The 16,359-nt window shown below is 45.0% G+C and carries 10 protein-coding genes and 1 pseudogene; 4 read left to right on the top strand and 7 right to left on the bottom strand.

What is annotated here, in order from left to right; genetic code table 11:
- Nucleotides 1-55 precede the first annotated feature (55 nt).
- The gene (locus tag A6049_RS06100; RefSeq protein ID WP_063563777.1) at nucleotides 56-940 is read right to left on the bottom strand and encodes a LysR family transcriptional regulator; all 885 of its coding nucleotides are present in this window, start codon (nucleotides 938-940) and stop codon (nucleotides 56-58) included.
- A gap of 164 nt (nucleotides 941-1,104) precedes the next feature.
- Here A6049_RS06100 and A6049_RS06095 point away from each other — a divergent pair, with 164 nt between their 5' ends.
- Nucleotides 1,105-2,157 (top strand): SDR family oxidoreductase, encoded by a 1,053-nt coding sequence (locus A6049_RS06095; RefSeq protein ID WP_063563776.1) that lies wholly within the window; start codon nucleotides 1,105-1,107, stop codon nucleotides 2,155-2,157.
- A 434-nt stretch (nucleotides 2,158-2,591) separates the two neighbouring features.
- On the opposite strand, the gene A6049_RS06090 is transcribed toward A6049_RS06095, so the two are convergent.
- The 3 genes from A6049_RS06090 to A6049_RS06080 are packed head-to-tail and all read right to left on the bottom strand — an operon-like array spanning nucleotide 2,592 to nucleotide 8,850.
- The gene (locus A6049_RS06090; protein ID WP_063563775.1) at nucleotides 2,592-7,055 is read right to left on the bottom strand and encodes a carbohydrate binding domain-containing protein; all 4,464 of its coding nucleotides are present in this window, start codon (nucleotides 7,053-7,055) and stop codon (nucleotides 2,592-2,594) included.
- Nucleotides 7,056-7,095: 40 nt separating this feature from the next.
- The gene (locus A6049_RS06085) at nucleotides 7,096-7,974 is read right to left on the bottom strand and encodes a carbohydrate ABC transporter permease (RefSeq protein ID WP_063563774.1); all 879 of its coding nucleotides are present in this window, start codon (nucleotides 7,972-7,974) and stop codon (nucleotides 7,096-7,098) included.
- A gap of 15 nt (nucleotides 7,975-7,989) precedes the next feature.
- Nucleotides 7,990-8,850, bottom strand: a complete 861-nt coding sequence (locus A6049_RS06080) for an ABC transporter permease (protein WP_063563969.1) — start codon at nucleotides 8,848-8,850, stop codon at nucleotides 7,990-7,992.
- A gap of 236 nt (nucleotides 8,851-9,086) precedes the next feature.
- Here A6049_RS06080 and A6049_RS06075 point away from each other — a divergent pair, with 236 nt between their 5' ends.
- The gene (locus A6049_RS06075) at nucleotides 9,087-10,796 is read left to right on the top strand and encodes a sensor histidine kinase (protein ID WP_063563773.1); all 1,710 of its coding nucleotides are present in this window, start codon (nucleotides 9,087-9,089) and stop codon (nucleotides 10,794-10,796) included.
- A gap of 9 nt (nucleotides 10,797-10,805) precedes the next feature.
- On the top strand, nucleotides 10,806-12,446 hold the full coding sequence (locus A6049_RS06070; protein ID WP_063563772.1) for a response regulator: 1,641 nt from the start codon (nucleotides 10,806-10,808) through the stop codon (nucleotides 12,444-12,446).
- A 141-nt stretch (nucleotides 12,447-12,587) separates the two neighbouring features.
- On the opposite strand, the gene A6049_RS06065 is transcribed toward A6049_RS06070, so the two are convergent.
- From A6049_RS06065 to A6049_RS06055, 3 genes are all read right to left on the bottom strand, one after another.
- Nucleotides 12,588-14,276, bottom strand: a complete 1,689-nt coding sequence (locus tag A6049_RS06065; protein WP_095205990.1) for an extracellular solute-binding protein — start codon at nucleotides 14,274-14,276, stop codon at nucleotides 12,588-12,590.
- A 200-nt stretch (nucleotides 14,277-14,476) separates the two neighbouring features.
- Complete coding sequence (gene bglS / locus A6049_RS06060) at nucleotides 14,477-15,190, bottom strand: beta-glucanase (RefSeq protein ID WP_063563771.1); 714 nt, start codon at nucleotides 15,188-15,190, stop codon at nucleotides 14,477-14,479.
- Nucleotides 15,191-15,458: 268 nt separating this feature from the next.
- Complete coding sequence (locus A6049_RS06055; protein WP_481852277.1) at nucleotides 15,459-16,064, bottom strand: CocE/NonD family hydrolase C-terminal non-catalytic domain-containing protein; 606 nt, start codon at nucleotides 16,062-16,064, stop codon at nucleotides 15,459-15,461.
- A 45-nt stretch (nucleotides 16,065-16,109) separates the two neighbouring features.
- Here A6049_RS06055 and A6049_RS33905 point away from each other — a divergent pair.
- Nucleotides 16,110-16,359 (top strand): annotated as a pseudogene (locus A6049_RS33905) (hypothetical protein); the annotation flags it as partial.

Here is a 16,359-nt window from a genome sequence, read left to right as displayed (position 1 = left end):
GCACTTTCGTAACATCTAAGTCCTGATCTTAAGATTAATGAAAACATGTATGAGACTATTTCAAGGTATTCACTTGCTCACGGATCTTCTTTATAAAGTCATTTAAATCGTACTCATGTTTATGTTTCAATTTATAGCCCAAAAATATTTCATTCTTTACAATCATATCTCCGAAAACAACCTTAACCATGGAATTAGGCTGTTGTTGATTCAAAATATAAGTTGGAATAAGACTGATGCCCGCCCCATCTCCAATAACTCTTAATATCATATGAACATTTGGAATGATATGAACAGGTTTAATTAAGGGACGATTCCTGAAGTGTTCTCGCCAATATCTGCGTATAATAGGTAACTCCAATCCGTAACTGATCCATTGCTGTTTCAAAAGCCATTCTTCTCGAATTATTAACTCATTACTTACAGGTACATCCAAAGAATTCGGGGCAACTAAAACAAATTGTTCTTCTAAAAGCCTGGTGTATTCAATTCCTGGAGCCAGGAATTTCTTCGAGGTGATAATCACATCTACCCGGTCTTCTTTCAGAAGCTCTAAACATTGCTCTGCATCCCCAAAATAGGCTACAGTACTTACTTCATACTCGGATAGATTACGAAGAATGATTTCGCTATACATTTCTGGGGCAGACCCTATTTTCACAACGTTCATCGTCGGCAGTGAGGTTGATTTAAGTCCCATGGTTGCTTGTTCTAAGGCCTCAATAAGTGGGGCAACTTGTGAATACAATTCTTTTCCTCGTTCGGTTGGAATCATTTTCCGTGCAGTCCGCTTAAACAATGGTTCTCCAGTTTCAGCTTCCAGTGCAGCTAAATGTTGACTCATGGCTGGTTGAGTCATAATCCGTGCCTTCGCCGCTTCGGAGACAGAGCTATGTTTGTATATGGCAATAAAACTTCTGTACCACTCAAAATCGAGCATTAAAACATTCCTCCGATGTACTTAAGAGTCAATAATATGTTACCAACATACATCCTACAAACATATTATTATAAAATTATTTATAATAATAATGAAATTTCATAATTTGATTTATGGAATTTGGTGACCTATGATAGCTTCATAACCATTAAGGAGGATTGAGAATGACTAAATACAAGGCTCTTGTCGTAGGTGCAACTGGTATTATTGGAAGCTATATTCTTGATCATTTAAGTATATTGGACGAATGGGATGCAATCGGTGTTGCAAGAAATATCCCCAAAAAGAACCCTGAACGTTATGTAAGTCTGGATTTATTAAATCCTGAATTGCTTAGGAATAAACTGGAACAAATCCGAGGCATCACTCATATCTTTTATGCTGCATATCAAGATTTCCCTGCACAATCTCAAGAACAGCTTGATGTGAATACAAGTATGCTGGCTAATGTCGTGAAAGCTGTTGAGGAGACCTCGAATTCATTGGACCGAGTTATTTTGATGCAGGGTGCAAAAGTATATGGGGTCCATCTCGGGAAATTTAAGACGCCTGCGAAAGAAAATGATCCAAGGCATCTTCCTCCAAACTTTTATTATAACCAGGAGGATTTTTTACGAACTCACCAAAAAGGAAAGAGTTGGACTTGGACGATTCTACGCCCTGATGTCGTTGCTGGTGTATCCATTGGTAATCCAATGAGTATTGCCATGGTTCTTGGCGTATATGCATCAATTTCCAAAGAGTTAGCCCTTCCACTTCGCTTCCCAGGTAAAGAAAATGCTTATAAAGCACTAGTCCAATTTACAGATGCTTCTCTTCTTGCGCGAGCTTCTGAATGGGCAGCCCTTCAAAAACATACTGCACTTGAAGTTTTCAATATCACAAACGGAGACCTTTTCCGCTGGGAAGACCTTTGGCCAAAATTAGCTCAGTACTTTAAAATAGACGCTGGCCCGATACAGACGATTTCTTTGACAGAGCTAATGCCTTTACAAAAAGAAACTTGGGTCAGTATGGTTAACAAATATGATTTGCTGCAAACTCCATATGAAAAAGTTGCTGCTTGGCCATTTGGTGATTTTGTATTTGGATGCGACTATGATGTTATTTCAGATACTACAAAAATTAAGCAATTCGGTTTTCATGAAGTGATGGATACAGAAAAAGAATTATTTGCTGTTATGGATGAACTAAAAAAACAAAAACTCATTCCCTAAACTTAGTATTTCATATTACAATACAAATTCGAGTGTTTTGAGGGCGACCAATTGCTGATTCCGGAAATTGTAGATGCCGATACCGCTTTTCAAATGATTTCATCGATTGATATTGCGGCATTTGCCGTCATTGCCTTTAACTAGCCGGAGAAATTTACACGAGAAGTGGTTGAAATTGTCGGAGGTTAAATTTCCCTCCCATCCTTTGAAGGCCTTCTAAGAAATGTTTATACATTGGTTTACTGTCTTTAGCTCTGAATAATCTCCATTCAACACTCCTCCAGTCAAGTGGGCTACTTTGATGGATATATGCCTCACTCGATCCCGTCAACACGGGCTACGGCGTCCGCGCTTAGGCCGCAAAAAAAGAATCCAGGTGCACCCGGATTCTTTTTTTGCGAACAAATATATTCTTTGGGGAAAGCATCCAAGCATTACTCTATGGTAGGCATTGGGTTATTTGGTTGGCTCAAGTTGATCAGGGTGACATCAGACAATGTAATTGTCGTATCACTGTCTTCCGTCCCGGAAATGTTGCCCATGTCAAAAACAATTCGAGTATTCGCATAGCTTGGTTCGGAGGCTTCGAACTTATAGGAATACTCTTGTTCATCAGTGGACAGGTCCACTCGCTCTCCAAAAAAACCGTGCCAAGCATATTTGGCGGGAACGTCGACCCAGCCGATGCCCAAGCCCATTTTTCGCGCCTTATCCGCTTTGGCTTTGAAGGTAAGTTTGTAGATATAACCTTGCTGAACGCCAAACCCTTCATTAATGACCTGTCGATCCCATGGATTGCTCCCTACTTGGGCGATTCGAGCTAGCAACTGTTGATTCGCAACACTAATTGCTAGATTTGCAGGATTGCCGTCTACGTACGTGAACCAGCCTTCGCTTCCTTTAGCAAAGTCGCCGTTCGGAATCAGATTGACAGACACCAGCTGTCCGCCCTGATCAGCGCCTGGATTCACTTCAAATAAGGTCACGTTTTGGATCAACACGTCATGCGGTTTAGACAACGGATATCCCAATCCAAAGGCCAGCACGGCCTCTGAATCGGAAGTGCCTCCCATCGTAAATGTATACGCATACTGCTGCTTCTCCTCAGTCAGTTCCACCGTTTCTTCCATATACTTGGCGAATTCTCCGCCGCTCTGCGAGATCACGGCCTGCATTGATTTTGGATCGGATACGGAAGCCTCGAAGCTCAGCCGGTATGTCTTTCCGGCATCCAGCGCAAGTTGGCCTTGCTGCAATAACGCATCCCACCAATTTCCGGTTGTCACTGGCAAGGCAATGCGGATACCAGTTTGACCTTCATGCGAAGCCGTGAGGTCGGCAGGAGTCAGTTCCCAATAGGTTCGATCTGCTGCCAGCTCGCCATTCTTTAACTTATTCTGTGAAATGTCAAGCCAGTGTGTATTGTACTCATTGCCTTCAAAATTTACGTAATACTGGCTTCCCGCTTTCAGCGAAACCGGTGGTAAATACACAGTTTTGTAAGTTTGCCAGCCCCCCGTGTCTCCAAGAAGAAGATCGGCGCTTGCAATCGTCGTCCCTTGTTCATCCTTGACGCTGAAGCGAACCTTTGAATCACTCTTAGCACTGGCTAAGCGCGTGGAGAAAGCGTAAACTCCTTCGTTCGTCACATCGATCTTGTATTGCAGCAAGTCTCCTTCATCCATGTAGCTGACATGTTTGCCCCCTTCATCGGAGTTTTCTATTTGTAACCCTTGCATCATCCAGGCATCTACTGCAGGAATGTGCGTGTACCCATGAATCGTTACAGGTTTACCACGTTTCGTAAGGCGAACATTGTCTACATAGACCTTGCCCGTGGAACTGCCGAATAATAGACGAAGTTCGGACATTGCTGTAGCTGTACCCTCTCCGATCACAATCTCACCGGTGTAGTTCTTCATCTCTTGCCCAAGCCGGATCTGCTGTCCTTGATGAACCTGTACGACATGACCATCGCTGCTGGTCATGTCGATGTCCATTGTGCGAGGCGCATCGGACTTGGCGTCGAACGAGAAACCATAGGTCGTGCCTGCTTCCAGTTTCATATCCGGCTGAACCACAACTACTTGATCCGGCCGGCCATTGGTTTGCGCAACATCAACCACGAGTTGTCTTTCCATGATCGGGAATTTCAAGAAGTTGTTTACGGAGACCTGGGCTTCCGCACCCGAATGGGTCTGAGTGGACCAGAATCCCAAACGGTTTTTGCCTTGATCAAACGTGCCGTTGAAGACGTAATTGCCATCCGGTAGCGCTTTTCGTTCTATCGGCAGTGGATCTGCTTCGCCAATTTCGATCAGTCTGACATTGGACACAGTCACGGAAGCGTCACTCAGTCCTAAATTGAATTCGAATCTGGCATTGTTGTCCGTACCATCCCGCATGTTGAAGGTGTATTCGTACGGGTTCCAATCCGTAGTTAAGGAGAAAGATTTTTCACCGGAATAGTTCGTCCAGCTTTTTTCAAACTGAGTCACTTTGGATCGTATCACCCGGTTTGCAGATGCCTTGGCATCAAACTGCACCTTATATTTTTTATTTTTCTTCACGTAGATCGGCATTTGCGTTAGTTGCACGGAATAATTTTCGGTTCCTGCCTGCGTGATCGTAACTTTCGCAGCTTTACCTTTCTGTTCATCCTCAACGACCTCTACCTTACCAGCCCCGCTGGCATTCGTGATGAATTTCCATTGGTTCGGCACACCATCAGCACCCAAACCTTCGGCAAAGCGTTCATTATAGATCTGGTTGCCATCCGCTTGAGGTTCGCGTTGTCGTTCAGGCTCGATCGGATTCGATGTTACGTCCGGCCATTCGTTCAGGTTTTTGTACGAATACACCCGGACGAAATCCACATTCATCTTTTCTGAGACAAACTCGCTTTCTGGTGATCCCGGCCAGTCTCCGCCTACCGCCAAGTTCAGGATCAGATAGAACGGACGATCGAACGGTGCTGGGAAGGTGTAACTCTCCGGCTGGCCCGCAGCTGTCGTCTGCCAGTTATTCACCTGATGATGCAGTTTCCCGTCAACGTAGAAGCGAATCAAACCTGGTAGCCACTCTACCTGAAAATCATGATATTCGTCTGCAAAGGACTTGCCTTCGGGCAATGTAAACTTCCCTTGATCATGACCGTGTGAACCGTCAGCCTTCACGGCATCATAGTGGAGTGTGCTGTATACTTCGTGTTCGGCCTCTTTGCCGCCGATCAACTCCATGATGTCGATCTCTCCGGATGACGGCCATCCTCCGTAATGAGCTTCATCCGTAGGCATCATCCAGATTGCGGGCCACATGCCTTTCTGTACAGGAAGTTTGGCGCGCACAACCACTTTGCCATATGTCCAGTCGCCTTTCCCCATCGTCATCAATTTGCCCGAGGTATACTCTTTGCCGCTCTTCGACTCCCGTTTTGCCTCGATTTGCAACACGTTTCGTTCGCCATCCTTGACGACGCGTGTATTGTTCGGGCTGTAATACTGCAATTCGTTGTTGTAGACGAGCCCGGTATCCTCAACGATCCATTTGGAAGCATCCACGGAAGACCCGCTGAATTCGTCGTTCCAAACCAGTTCCCATTGTTCATTCGGAATTGTCGTTGCAGGAATCGGCTTTTCACCTGCTGGATTTCCGGGAACGGATGGCGTCTGTCCGCTCGGTATCGACGATATCGGATCATTCGACCCATTGACGGGCGTTGATGGTTTGGATGGCACAGTCTGCTCAATTTCAGGCGTCATCATCGTGTGCTGCCCTGGAGTGATTTTTTTTCCGTTAACGAGTACGTCCGTTGCATCCACCTTCAGCAGCTTGATCTTGCCTTTTGTATTAATGCGGGTGTGCCGAGCTTTGTCCAAAATCGTAAGCGCATCGACGATGGTGTCGGAAGAAAGTTCAACCGTTGCTTTACGCAAGACAAGCATCTCTTCAACTTGACTGCCTCCTGCAATCTCCAGGTGTACTGGAACGGAAGCATTGTCGACCACGACGCGCTTCAGTTTGGAGTTGCGGATAAGGATAGAGTGGCTTCCGCCGCCTTTCACGATTACGCTTCCGGTGACGGTCACACCATCCAGCGCCACGGTACCATCACCAATGCCTTCAGTTAGTAACAAGTTACCGTTTACGGTTGTGTTCTTTAACGTCGCGTCGGCAGACCGAACGATTAAATTACCCTCGACCTTGGATTCATACGTGCCCGGAGCGCTTATAACATCCCCAATCATAGAGGACAATAACATTGCTGCTTCTGCTCGCGTAATGTTCGACTGCGGAGTAAGTTTACCACTGTATCCGTTTACAATTTTCTCACTGATAAAATAACTGAGTGCTTTTCTGGCATACCCTGCTACATCTGTCTCATCTTTAAAACTTGACACTACTCGTTCATCTTCCTTGCCTGTCGATAGCTGAAACGCACGATCCGCCATGACAGCAGCGTCTTGCCGGGTGATCGGTCGTTGCGGTGACAGGTGCGCTGCATCCGTTCCCTGGATGATTCCCGAGCCATTTGCCCGCATTAATGCATCATAGTACCAGTCCTCTTCATAAACGTCCGAAAAAGATGCTGATCGTGGACCGCCTGCAAATCCGAATACTCGGTCCAGCATCACCACAAACTCGGCCCGGCTGATGATTTCATTAGGCTTAAATGTGCCGTCCGCATAACCACTGGTCAAAGCAAGATCTTGCATGCGCGCCACGGCAGTTTCTGCCCAGTGTCCCGTCAGATCCTTATAAGGAGCGGAATGCAGGCTAGTCGCCTGCACATGTTCCGCCTCCGCTTGCTGCTGTGCGCTTTCTGCCCCGACAATTGCCGGATAAATCAGTGAAACCATCATGCTTCCTGCTACGAGACATGCCAATCCCTTTTTCAATCGTATTCCCCCTTCATCGTATTGTCATTGCCAGTCAGTGCTATTCTTTCACTGCCCCAATGACGATTCCTTTCACGAAAAAGCGTTGCAAAAATGGATAGACCAGCAAAATAGGCAATGCGCCGATAAAGATCTGTGCCGCGCGAACCGTACGCTGGGAGACGTTCTCCAGCATGGACGGGTCCACATTGATTTTACTGAGGTCTTGTTGCACGATAATCGTCTGAAGCAGCGAAGCTAGTGGATAATTTTTAACATCCGACATATAGATCATGCCGTCGAACCAGGAGTTCCATTGATACACCATGGTGAACAAGGACAGTGTGGCGATTGCCGGAAGGGACAGCGGGATGTAGACCAACACCAGGGTTTTGATATGACCCGCGCCATCCAGATAAGCCGCCTCCTCCAGTTCCTTAGGCAACCCCCGAAAGAAGTTCATCATGAGTATGACATTCCACACGGACAATGCTCCCGGCAGAATAAGCGCCCAGATCGTATCCATCAAACCGAGTTTCTGGATCAGAATATAACTCGGTATAAGACCGCCGCTGAATAAAATCGTGAAAACAAAGAACCACGTGTACATCGAGCGACCCTTAAAACTAATATCTTCCTTTGATAACGGAAAGGCCGTAATCAGCATAATGACCATCCCGATAATGGTAGCAATTACAGTACGTTTGACCGAGACCATCAAGGAGTTGATAAAGTTCGAATTGCCAAACGTCTTCACATAGGCATCAGTCGTAAACCCGATGGGCCAGAAGCTGACCAGATTGGAAGAGGCCGGTGCCATGCTGCTGAACGAAACAGCCAAAATATGAATGATAGGTAATATGCAGAGCAGCGATAACACTCCGAGAAAAATATAATTGGCAACACTGAATATTCGATACCCTTTTGTTTTGTAATACAAGCCCTTTTCTCCTCTCTAGAACACTCGGTAGTTAGCCATTTTATAAGCGAGTCGGTATGAGATAACAATCAAAATGGTTGCAACCACGGATTTGAACAACCCTACCGCTGTGGCAAAACTCATCTTGCCGTTCAGGATACCGAGTCGATATACGAAGGTATCGATAATGTCTCCTTTGTCATAAACAAGTGGATTGTACAGGTTGAACACCTGATCGAATCCTGCATTCAGAATGTTTCCGATGGAGAGTGTCATAAGTACTATGGTGATCGGCATCAGCGCAGGAATGGTAATATGCAGAGTCTGCTTGAACCGGTTGGCTCCATCCACTTCTGCTGCTTCATACAATGAAGGATTTATTCCTGCGAGAGAGGCCAAAAACACGATTGTTCCAAAGCCGAATTCTTTCCAAATATCACTAATTATAAGTGTTATGCGAAACCATGTCCCATCCCCCAGGAAAAATATCGGGTCCCCTCCCAGGGCAACAATAAGCCTGTTCACCATGCCTCCTTGCGGAGAAAGGATGTCAAGCAAAATCCCGCCCAAGATAACCCAAGAGAGGAAGTGAGGCAGATAAACGAGTGTTTGGCTTACTCTTTTAAAAGCGACCAAACGGACTTCGTTTAACAAGATTGCGAAAAGAAATGGTGCGACCAATCCTGCGACAATTTTGAAAAAAGCAATGATTAAGGTGTTCCAGATTACTTGGCCGACATCGGGATATAAAAACAAATATTTAAAATTGTCCCAACCCACCCATTTGGATTCTGAAAATCCAAGGTAGGGTTTGAAATCCTGGAAAGCGATAACAATCCCACCCATTGGTATGTACTGAAATACTACGGCCAGCAAAACCGCCGGAACGAGCATCATATGCAAGGACCAATTTCGTTGTATATTCCAGCGCTTTTTTACCTTGATGGCCCGCCGCTTGCTCGGCGTTTCTATCGTATGTTCCTTCACCCCAACATCCCCCATGTTCTAAAAATTTATATTTTACAAGTCCGCAGGAACTTGTATATTAAAATTATAGCAACGGTCATTAGCGATCTATATCCTAATATTGCAACAACGATAACAATATTTTAATAAGTTGAGGAGGTTGAACGTTGCTCACCCGTTTGAATGTCTTTACCAAAATTACGCTGCTGTTTGTGATACTGCTTATTCTGGTTCTGTTTCTCTACACATACTCCAACAGAGAAAGCGTGCGTGTTATCAAACACGAGATTCAGAACAACACCATGAATCACTTGTCAACCTTTGCCGATTCTGTAGAATCCAATATATACCAACTATCCCTCTACGGAATGTCTATCGGACAGGATTCCAGCATTCAGGAGTACCAGCGCCCGGATTACAAGGATGTCCCCTATGAACGTGTCAAAGTCGGAAGTGCCATTTTGGAAAAAATGAATCTCTACAACGCGGCCAGCAAATGGCATTCGACTATCACGTTGTATTTTCCGCGTCTGCATAAAGTGATTTCAACGGACTATTATGCATTCATCCCGTACAGGGAAGATGAATTTACAGAACCGCTCTCGAAGTCATGGACGTATACCCATAATCAGTTTGAGTGGTATACTACGGAGCCAACTACAGCGATTGGCAAGCCGGGCAAGGCCAGATTAATTACCAAAATCAGCTTCCCTGTGCGTCACTTAACTGCCATGCTGGATCAGAACAAATTAAACAACAAAGGTGATCCCTTCATGTTTCATCCTGAGTTCGGCTTAATCACCAACAGCAGCGGAAAGGACACCCTGAATGCTGTCCAGTTCAAGCTGCAAGAGGCGAATTTACAGGCAAAAGGAGGATTCACCACCAAGATGAATCAAACGGAATACTATGTCTCGTATATTCAATCCGACAGTCTGGGATGGTACTATGTAGACTATGTTCCTATGCAGCAGATCCTAAGACCGATTACGAGCAGCCGCAACCTTTTTTACGCATCAATTGCTGTTCTGATCGCCATGAGCGTTGTTGTGTTGTATGTGCTGTATCGCAGTGTGCAACTCCCACTTCTTCAATTGGTGAAAGGAACGAATCGATTGTCGACCGGAGACTTTTCCGTTCGCCTGCATCATTCCTCACGCAATGAATTCAGCCTGTTATTTGCACGATTCAACATCATGGCACAACGAATTCAGGAGTTGATTGAGAATGTGTACGAAGAAAAATTGAGGAGTCGCGAAGCCACGCTGAAACAGCTTCAATCTCAGATTAACCCGCATTTTCTCTACAATTGCCTCTTCTACATCAAGAACATGGCCAGGATGAAAAATGAAAAAGCAGTCGTAGCAATGGCTCTGAATCTGGGCGAGTATTATCGATACATAACAAGGTCTGAGAATGATCAGGCAACGATCAAGGAAGAACTGACGATGGTCAAAAACTATCTGGAGATCCAGTCGCTAAGGTTGGAACGAATGCATTTTACAATCGACGTGCCCCATGATATTTTAGATAGGACCGTGCCCAGGTTGACGCTCCAGCCCATTATTGAGAACGCTATCATTCACGGGATTGAGCCCCGAATAGAAGACGGCGAGATCAGCATTCATGCAATTTACAAGAACGATATGTATACGATAACGGTCGAAGACAGTGGTCTTGGTATGACCGATGACCAACTCGATCAATTGAGGAGCAACCTTCACAAACCGCTCGACGGAAACATGGGTTGTGGTACCTGGAATGTCCATCAACGTTTGTATTTTCTGTATGGTGAAGGAGCAGGTCTGACTTATGAGCATTCGACCATGGGCGGAGTGAAAGTCAGCATCACATGGCACGACAATACCAACGAGTAGGTGACACTTATGTTACAGATTTTATTAGTCGACGATGAACGTTCGGTCGTGGAGACATTAGCCGAAACCATTCCATGGGAAAGCTGCGGAATCAGTGTAGTCCACGAAGCGTTATCTGGTGATGTAGCGCTGGAGATTATGGAGAATCACGACATAGATATCGTAATTACGGACATACGTATGCCGGAGATGTCTGGTATCGCCCTTATTACGGCAATCCACGAACGATGGCCGCATGTGCAGACCATCCTTTTGTCAGGATACGCCGATTTTGAATATGCGAAGCAGGCTATTGCAAAAGAAAGCTTTGATTATTTGCTGAAACCGGTGAGCGATGAAGACCTGATCGAAACCATGCAGCGTCTCGTGGACCGGATCAAGAAAAAGTGGGAAACCGCGGCGTCATACCAACGGGCATTAAATGCTTTTCAGGATAACCTGCCTTTATTGCAATCCACTATGCTTCATGAATTGCTGACGGGTAAAACCTATTCCTCAGCAGTGCTGGCAGACAAGCTCGAGCTGCTGGAACTACCCTACTCGATTGATGAAGATCTAGGTATGCTGGTCATACGTATGGAGGAACACTTGTCCGAAATGGCACACAGCGACCTCTCATTAATGGAATATGCCATATGCAATATCATTAGCGAAGTGACGCATAATCATTTTCATATCTGGCACACACGAGATGTTCATGATTATCTTGTCGTCCTGGTCAGCGTCAAACATTCCGGCGCCAAGAATTTTAACAAGGATGAGAAGCCGCAAACGCTGCTGGAGCATTATGCGGCCCAAATTCAAACGAACGTGCAGTTGTACTTGAAAGGCGCCATCTCCATCTCGGTTTCCCGTTGGGGCAAGTTTCCTTACGAAATTGGAGAAATATATGAGGGTGCCGTAAGGTCCATGCGAAAGCGGATGGGTCAAACACAAGGTTTGTTCGTGACGGCTTCGGATGAAACGGATGTCCATCCACTGCCAGCAATCCGTTCTCTCTACAAGCCGCCAACACTCATTAGTCTGTTGGAAGCCGGACGTTTCGACGATGTGGAACAGAAAATCGAGGTGATTTTTGAAGAGCTGCTGCATTCGGGAGAGCATCATGATATCGTGGAGACGACGATTGAAGTGTACCATGCCTTAGCCGGGGCCTTTGCTTATATAATCCACAAAAACGGGAAGCAGATCTCTACCCTCCTGCCCGCTGAAACATATCGGTATTTTCAAGCACCAAGTTATGGTACCGCACAGCAGTTAAAAGACTGGTCCATCCGGACACTCCATTACATAAGCGAAGATGCTGAACAAGAGCTGAAGGACAATCACAGCACCATCGTCCGCAGTGTCAAAAGCTTTGTGGACCTGCACCTGGCTTCAGACGTATCCTTGCCAGCGATTGCAGATCATGTTCACCTGCATCCTGTTTACTTATCCAAAGTCTATAAGGCAGAGACTGGAGAAGCCCTTACAGCATATGTATATCGATTACGAATGGAAAAAGCGGCCTATTATTTGCGGACGTCAGGCGCGAAGGTATTCGAAATAGCCGATCTTGTCGGATATAACAATACTGCATATTTCATACGTGTTTTCAAAAAGTTCTATGACCTTACTCCGCAAGAATACAGGGAGAATCTACCCGTCTGAACCTAACATCGTTCCGTCCATTTGCTATCTTAGCCGCTTTTCATAACGTTTCTCCAAAAAAGGCATTGCCGGAGATCTTCTCCAGCAATGCCTCTTCAATTTGTTTAGCGCGTTTACAAAAATGCGGTGTTTTATTCGTTCTTATTTTCCGCTGGTTACAGACTGATACCACTCGTTCACTTCCTGCGTGATCTGATCCCCGCCAGAAGATTTCCACTTCTCAACAAAGGAGTCAAATGCGTCAATCGAAGTTTTGCCATAGATAATTTGAGCAAACATGTCCTTCTCCATCTTGGCTAATATATCATTGTTCATCTGCATGGTCATCGTAGGAGCGCCAGTGAACATCTGGCTGTAAACAATGTCCTTTTGATCCAAAACAATCTTGGCTGCCTCCAGCATCGGTGCCGGTACTCCAGAATTGATTTTTTTCTCGAAAGGCGTCGTGGCCTCTTCGCCGCCGGCAAGCTTCGCGAGCGTTGTCATGCTCAAATTCGGAATTCGTGCTCCGTCAAAGGTCAACGTGTATTTCTCAGGAGCATAACCGTCTGTAAGGCTTGCATCCGTAGAAGGTTTACCATCTACCATTACCCAATCATATCCTTCGGCGAAGCCATGTTCGAATTCATCGCCCTCCGGCGGATTGGCATAATGATCAAACAGATAATTTTGGTACGTGAAAAATGTTTCTGGGTTCTTCATATCCTTGTTAATCAGGATCACACCGTTACCATTAGATGTACCATGTCTGCCTGCTTTGCCCTCAGGTCCGGCCGGAATCCGATACGCTTTGTATTCAGCTTCAGGATTATTTTTCTTCACGTCCTCCAGCGGCCATGACGGCATCCAGTGAGGCCCCACGACGATACCTGCTTTGCCTGCAGTAAACTCTTCAGCAGCCTTGGTCTCATCATATACGCCCGCTTCTTCAGGAATATACCCCTTGCTCATCCAATCTTGCAATGTAGCAAGAGCCTCTTTGGCGCCTGGCGTCACCGAGCCGTATTCAAGCTTTCCGTCTGCGGTCAGGTTCCACTGATTCGGCATCGTGCCATAAGCTCCAAAAATCCAGCCTGCATCAGACATCCAGGTATTTATCCAGTTCTTGAATCCGATCGTCAGTCCGAACGTATCCTTTTTTCCGTTTCCATCCGGGTCTTTATTTGTAAACGTTTCCATAATAACCTCAAGATCACTTAATGTTTCGGGTGCCTTCAGATTAAATTTCTTCATCCAGTCTTCCCGAACCCACATGACTGGGTCTCCGTTGTAAGCATAATCCAGAATGGGAATACCGATTCGTTTACCGTCCTGCATGTAAGGATACCACACGGAAGGATCTTCATTCACAGCTGATTTCCATGCATCGCTCGCATATTTATCAAATAATTCGCCGGCATCGACAAACTTGCCGGTTTCGATCAACTCACGCACCAGATTGAACTCGCCGCGATACGAAATAATGTCTGGCATTTCTGCATTGGAAGCAAGCGACAGACGCAGCTTCGTTTCAAAAGCGTTATTGGTGGACGGAGATACCCACTGATTTTTCAGTTCAATCCCCAGCTTGTCTTTTGCCCATCGGGTATGAACGTTGTTGTCCTGATCCTCTCCCGACTTGAACTTCACATCTGGTCCCCACGGCCGCAAATATGTGATGCTCACTGGCGGATCATATTTTCCATCCTTCAATTCCAATGCAGTACTTGGTGCACTTGGCTCAGCTTCTTTGCTCGGCCCGCTGCTACTGCATCCACTCAGGACGGCTGACAACGCGAACATCCCTGCCAGCGCCAAACTACCTATTCGTTTCTTTTTGCTAGTGTCCAACCTTTGTTTCCCCCTGTCTATCTAATGTTGTTTACAGAGTACATCATAATGAATAATCGATGTATAAGCCCATACTAATATTGCAACATTTATTGCATTAATTTAGGATATTGGAAAATGGATATGAATCTTGTATAAATGCAATCCTCTTGAGATACAAAAAAAAGCAGCCTGACGAACGGCTGCTTCTTCATGTGATTCTAGTTACTCGTATATTTCACCCAATCGTATTCAGCGTAGAGCGGATTAGCCCCGTTATATGGACCAAGCCAGTCGTCAACGCCAGTTCCGTTCCATAGGTTCATCATGATTTTGCCGGGTGTAATGGGAATGTTGGACGTTGCAGTATGTTTCAGCACACCGTCCACATACCATTTGATATAACCTGGTTGCCAATCGAAAGCATACGTATGGAAGCCTTGGGACGCATCAAAGCCAAGATTAATAATCTTCTCATGACCGCCGACTCCGTTCGTATAATAATTGAATTGGACTTTCGTAGTATCTTTTCCCAGGAATTCAATATCAATTTCATCCCACTGCGTGCCATTTGCAGGCCCTGTATAGGTGAAGAAGGAAGAAACGATTCCCGTATTCTTCGCAGGCTTCATGCTCACCTCGTACAAGCCATATCCATAATTGTTGGTTGATCGATATTCCCCGCAATCGAATTTGTTGTATGCAGAACTTGTTAAGCCGAGCCTGAGTTTACCGTCACTCGTAAAATTAACATTGTTAGCCCGCCAAGTACAATTGAACATTGAACCATTGGAGTAACCGTCTGCTTTTTGCCACGTACTCGGGTTGAAGTAACTTAATGGCTCCCAGAACACATACCCGGCGAAAGCGCTTACGGAAAAGAATAAAGAAACGAATCCTGACATAATTAATGTGTACCATGCCTTTCTTTTCATCATACACCTCCATCACTGATTCCAACCTTCAAGCAATCGTTATAAGTCAATTGGCATAAGTCATTCGTGAAAATCAACTACATTAACAGCCTTTCAACTTATAAAACGCTTTCATGGTTGGTGCTTCTATTTTATATGGATCAGGATAGGCGAACTATAACAAACTTTAAAGAATGAATATTCAATTTTCAAGATAATCATTTCTACATAGATTCTTTTCAAGAACTTCTGCCCAAAATAAATATGGGTTCATTAATCAGGGCTTTCACTACTCTTTCGAAGGAATCACCGGTACCAAAAGGAATGAATCATACTTGCCACCGACATGAATGGAATGAGTTCCTTTGTTCACTGTATCGGTGTGCCCATAACCCCTTGAACCTGTTGGGTTGTCATCGATAATGATATCGCTTCCTTTTATAACCAGCACCAGACTTTCCCCACTTTTGAGGAAGACGCTTGAAGGCAATATTTCAATTTCTACCGGCACGATCTCACCTTTAGTAAGCTTCAATAATCTCTTGTGCTTCAGTACAGGCTGATATGGCGTAGATTTCACAGGATCCAGCTCTCTATGGGAAACTCTTAACCATCCACTAGCCACCCGACCGTTTTCAAGATGGTTGAAGTCAGGCAAGAATACTTCATTACCCCGTCTGTCGAATTTCTTAATGCCGACAAAAAGATCCTTATCATCCGTGTCATCGGTGGAGACCCAGAGCTTGAGCTTCATATTTCCGGTGATCTCCATGTCCTCGTTGGCGGTAAATCTAAACCGTAAATCACTGTTTGCAGTCTGACCAAGCTCGGCATTATAGGTCAGTGTGGATTCGTTCTGAACCTCAGCTGACGTATATTGTGACCTTATGCTCACTATCAAGACAAATTTGATTTAATGACAAAATGCGAAGAGGAAATTATGCTTGATTTGTCCAGACTTACGAAAGAAAGCTACCCAAGTGTTATTTCCGCACTTGAAACTGATTCAGAAACGTTAATGCCATTTACCTTTACTATTTCATTATTTGAGTATTTAAATATGAATAGCGGATTTATTTGCCTTGTTAGGTCCAAATGGGGATTTAACATTTCAAACCAGATTGAAAGAATTCATGTGGGAAACACTCTATGGAAACAATCCAAATGCTTTTTTAAAGGAAGAAGATTTC

Origin of the sequence: Paenibacillus sp. O199 (assembly GCF_001636635.1) — a bacterium.
Classification (GTDB): domain Bacteria; phylum Bacillota; class Bacilli; order Paenibacillales; family Paenibacillaceae; genus Paenibacillus; species Paenibacillus marchantiae.
The sequence above is the reverse complement of the archived record's forward strand: the minus strand, read 5'-3'. Positions and strand labels throughout refer to the sequence as shown.

Bases quoted from the DNA above. Each gene is read 5' to 3' on its own strand.
- A6049_RS06100 (WP_063563777.1), bottom strand. From the start codon at position 940: ATGCTCGATTTTGAGTGGTACAGAAGTTTTATTGCCATATACAAACAT.
- A6049_RS06095 (WP_063563776.1), top strand. From the start codon at position 1,105: ATGACTAAATACAAGGCTCTTGTCGTAGGTGCAACTGGTATTATTGGA.
- A6049_RS06080 (WP_063563969.1), bottom strand. From the start codon at position 8,850: ATGATGCTCGTTCCGGCGGTTTTGCTGGCCGTAGTATTTCAGTACATA.
- A6049_RS06070 (WP_063563772.1), top strand. From the start codon at position 10,806: ATGTTACAGATTTTATTAGTCGACGATGAACGTTCGGTCGTGGAGACA.
- bglS (WP_063563771.1), bottom strand. From the start codon at position 15,190: ATGAAAAGAAAGGCATGGTACACATTAATTATGTCAGGATTCGTTTCT.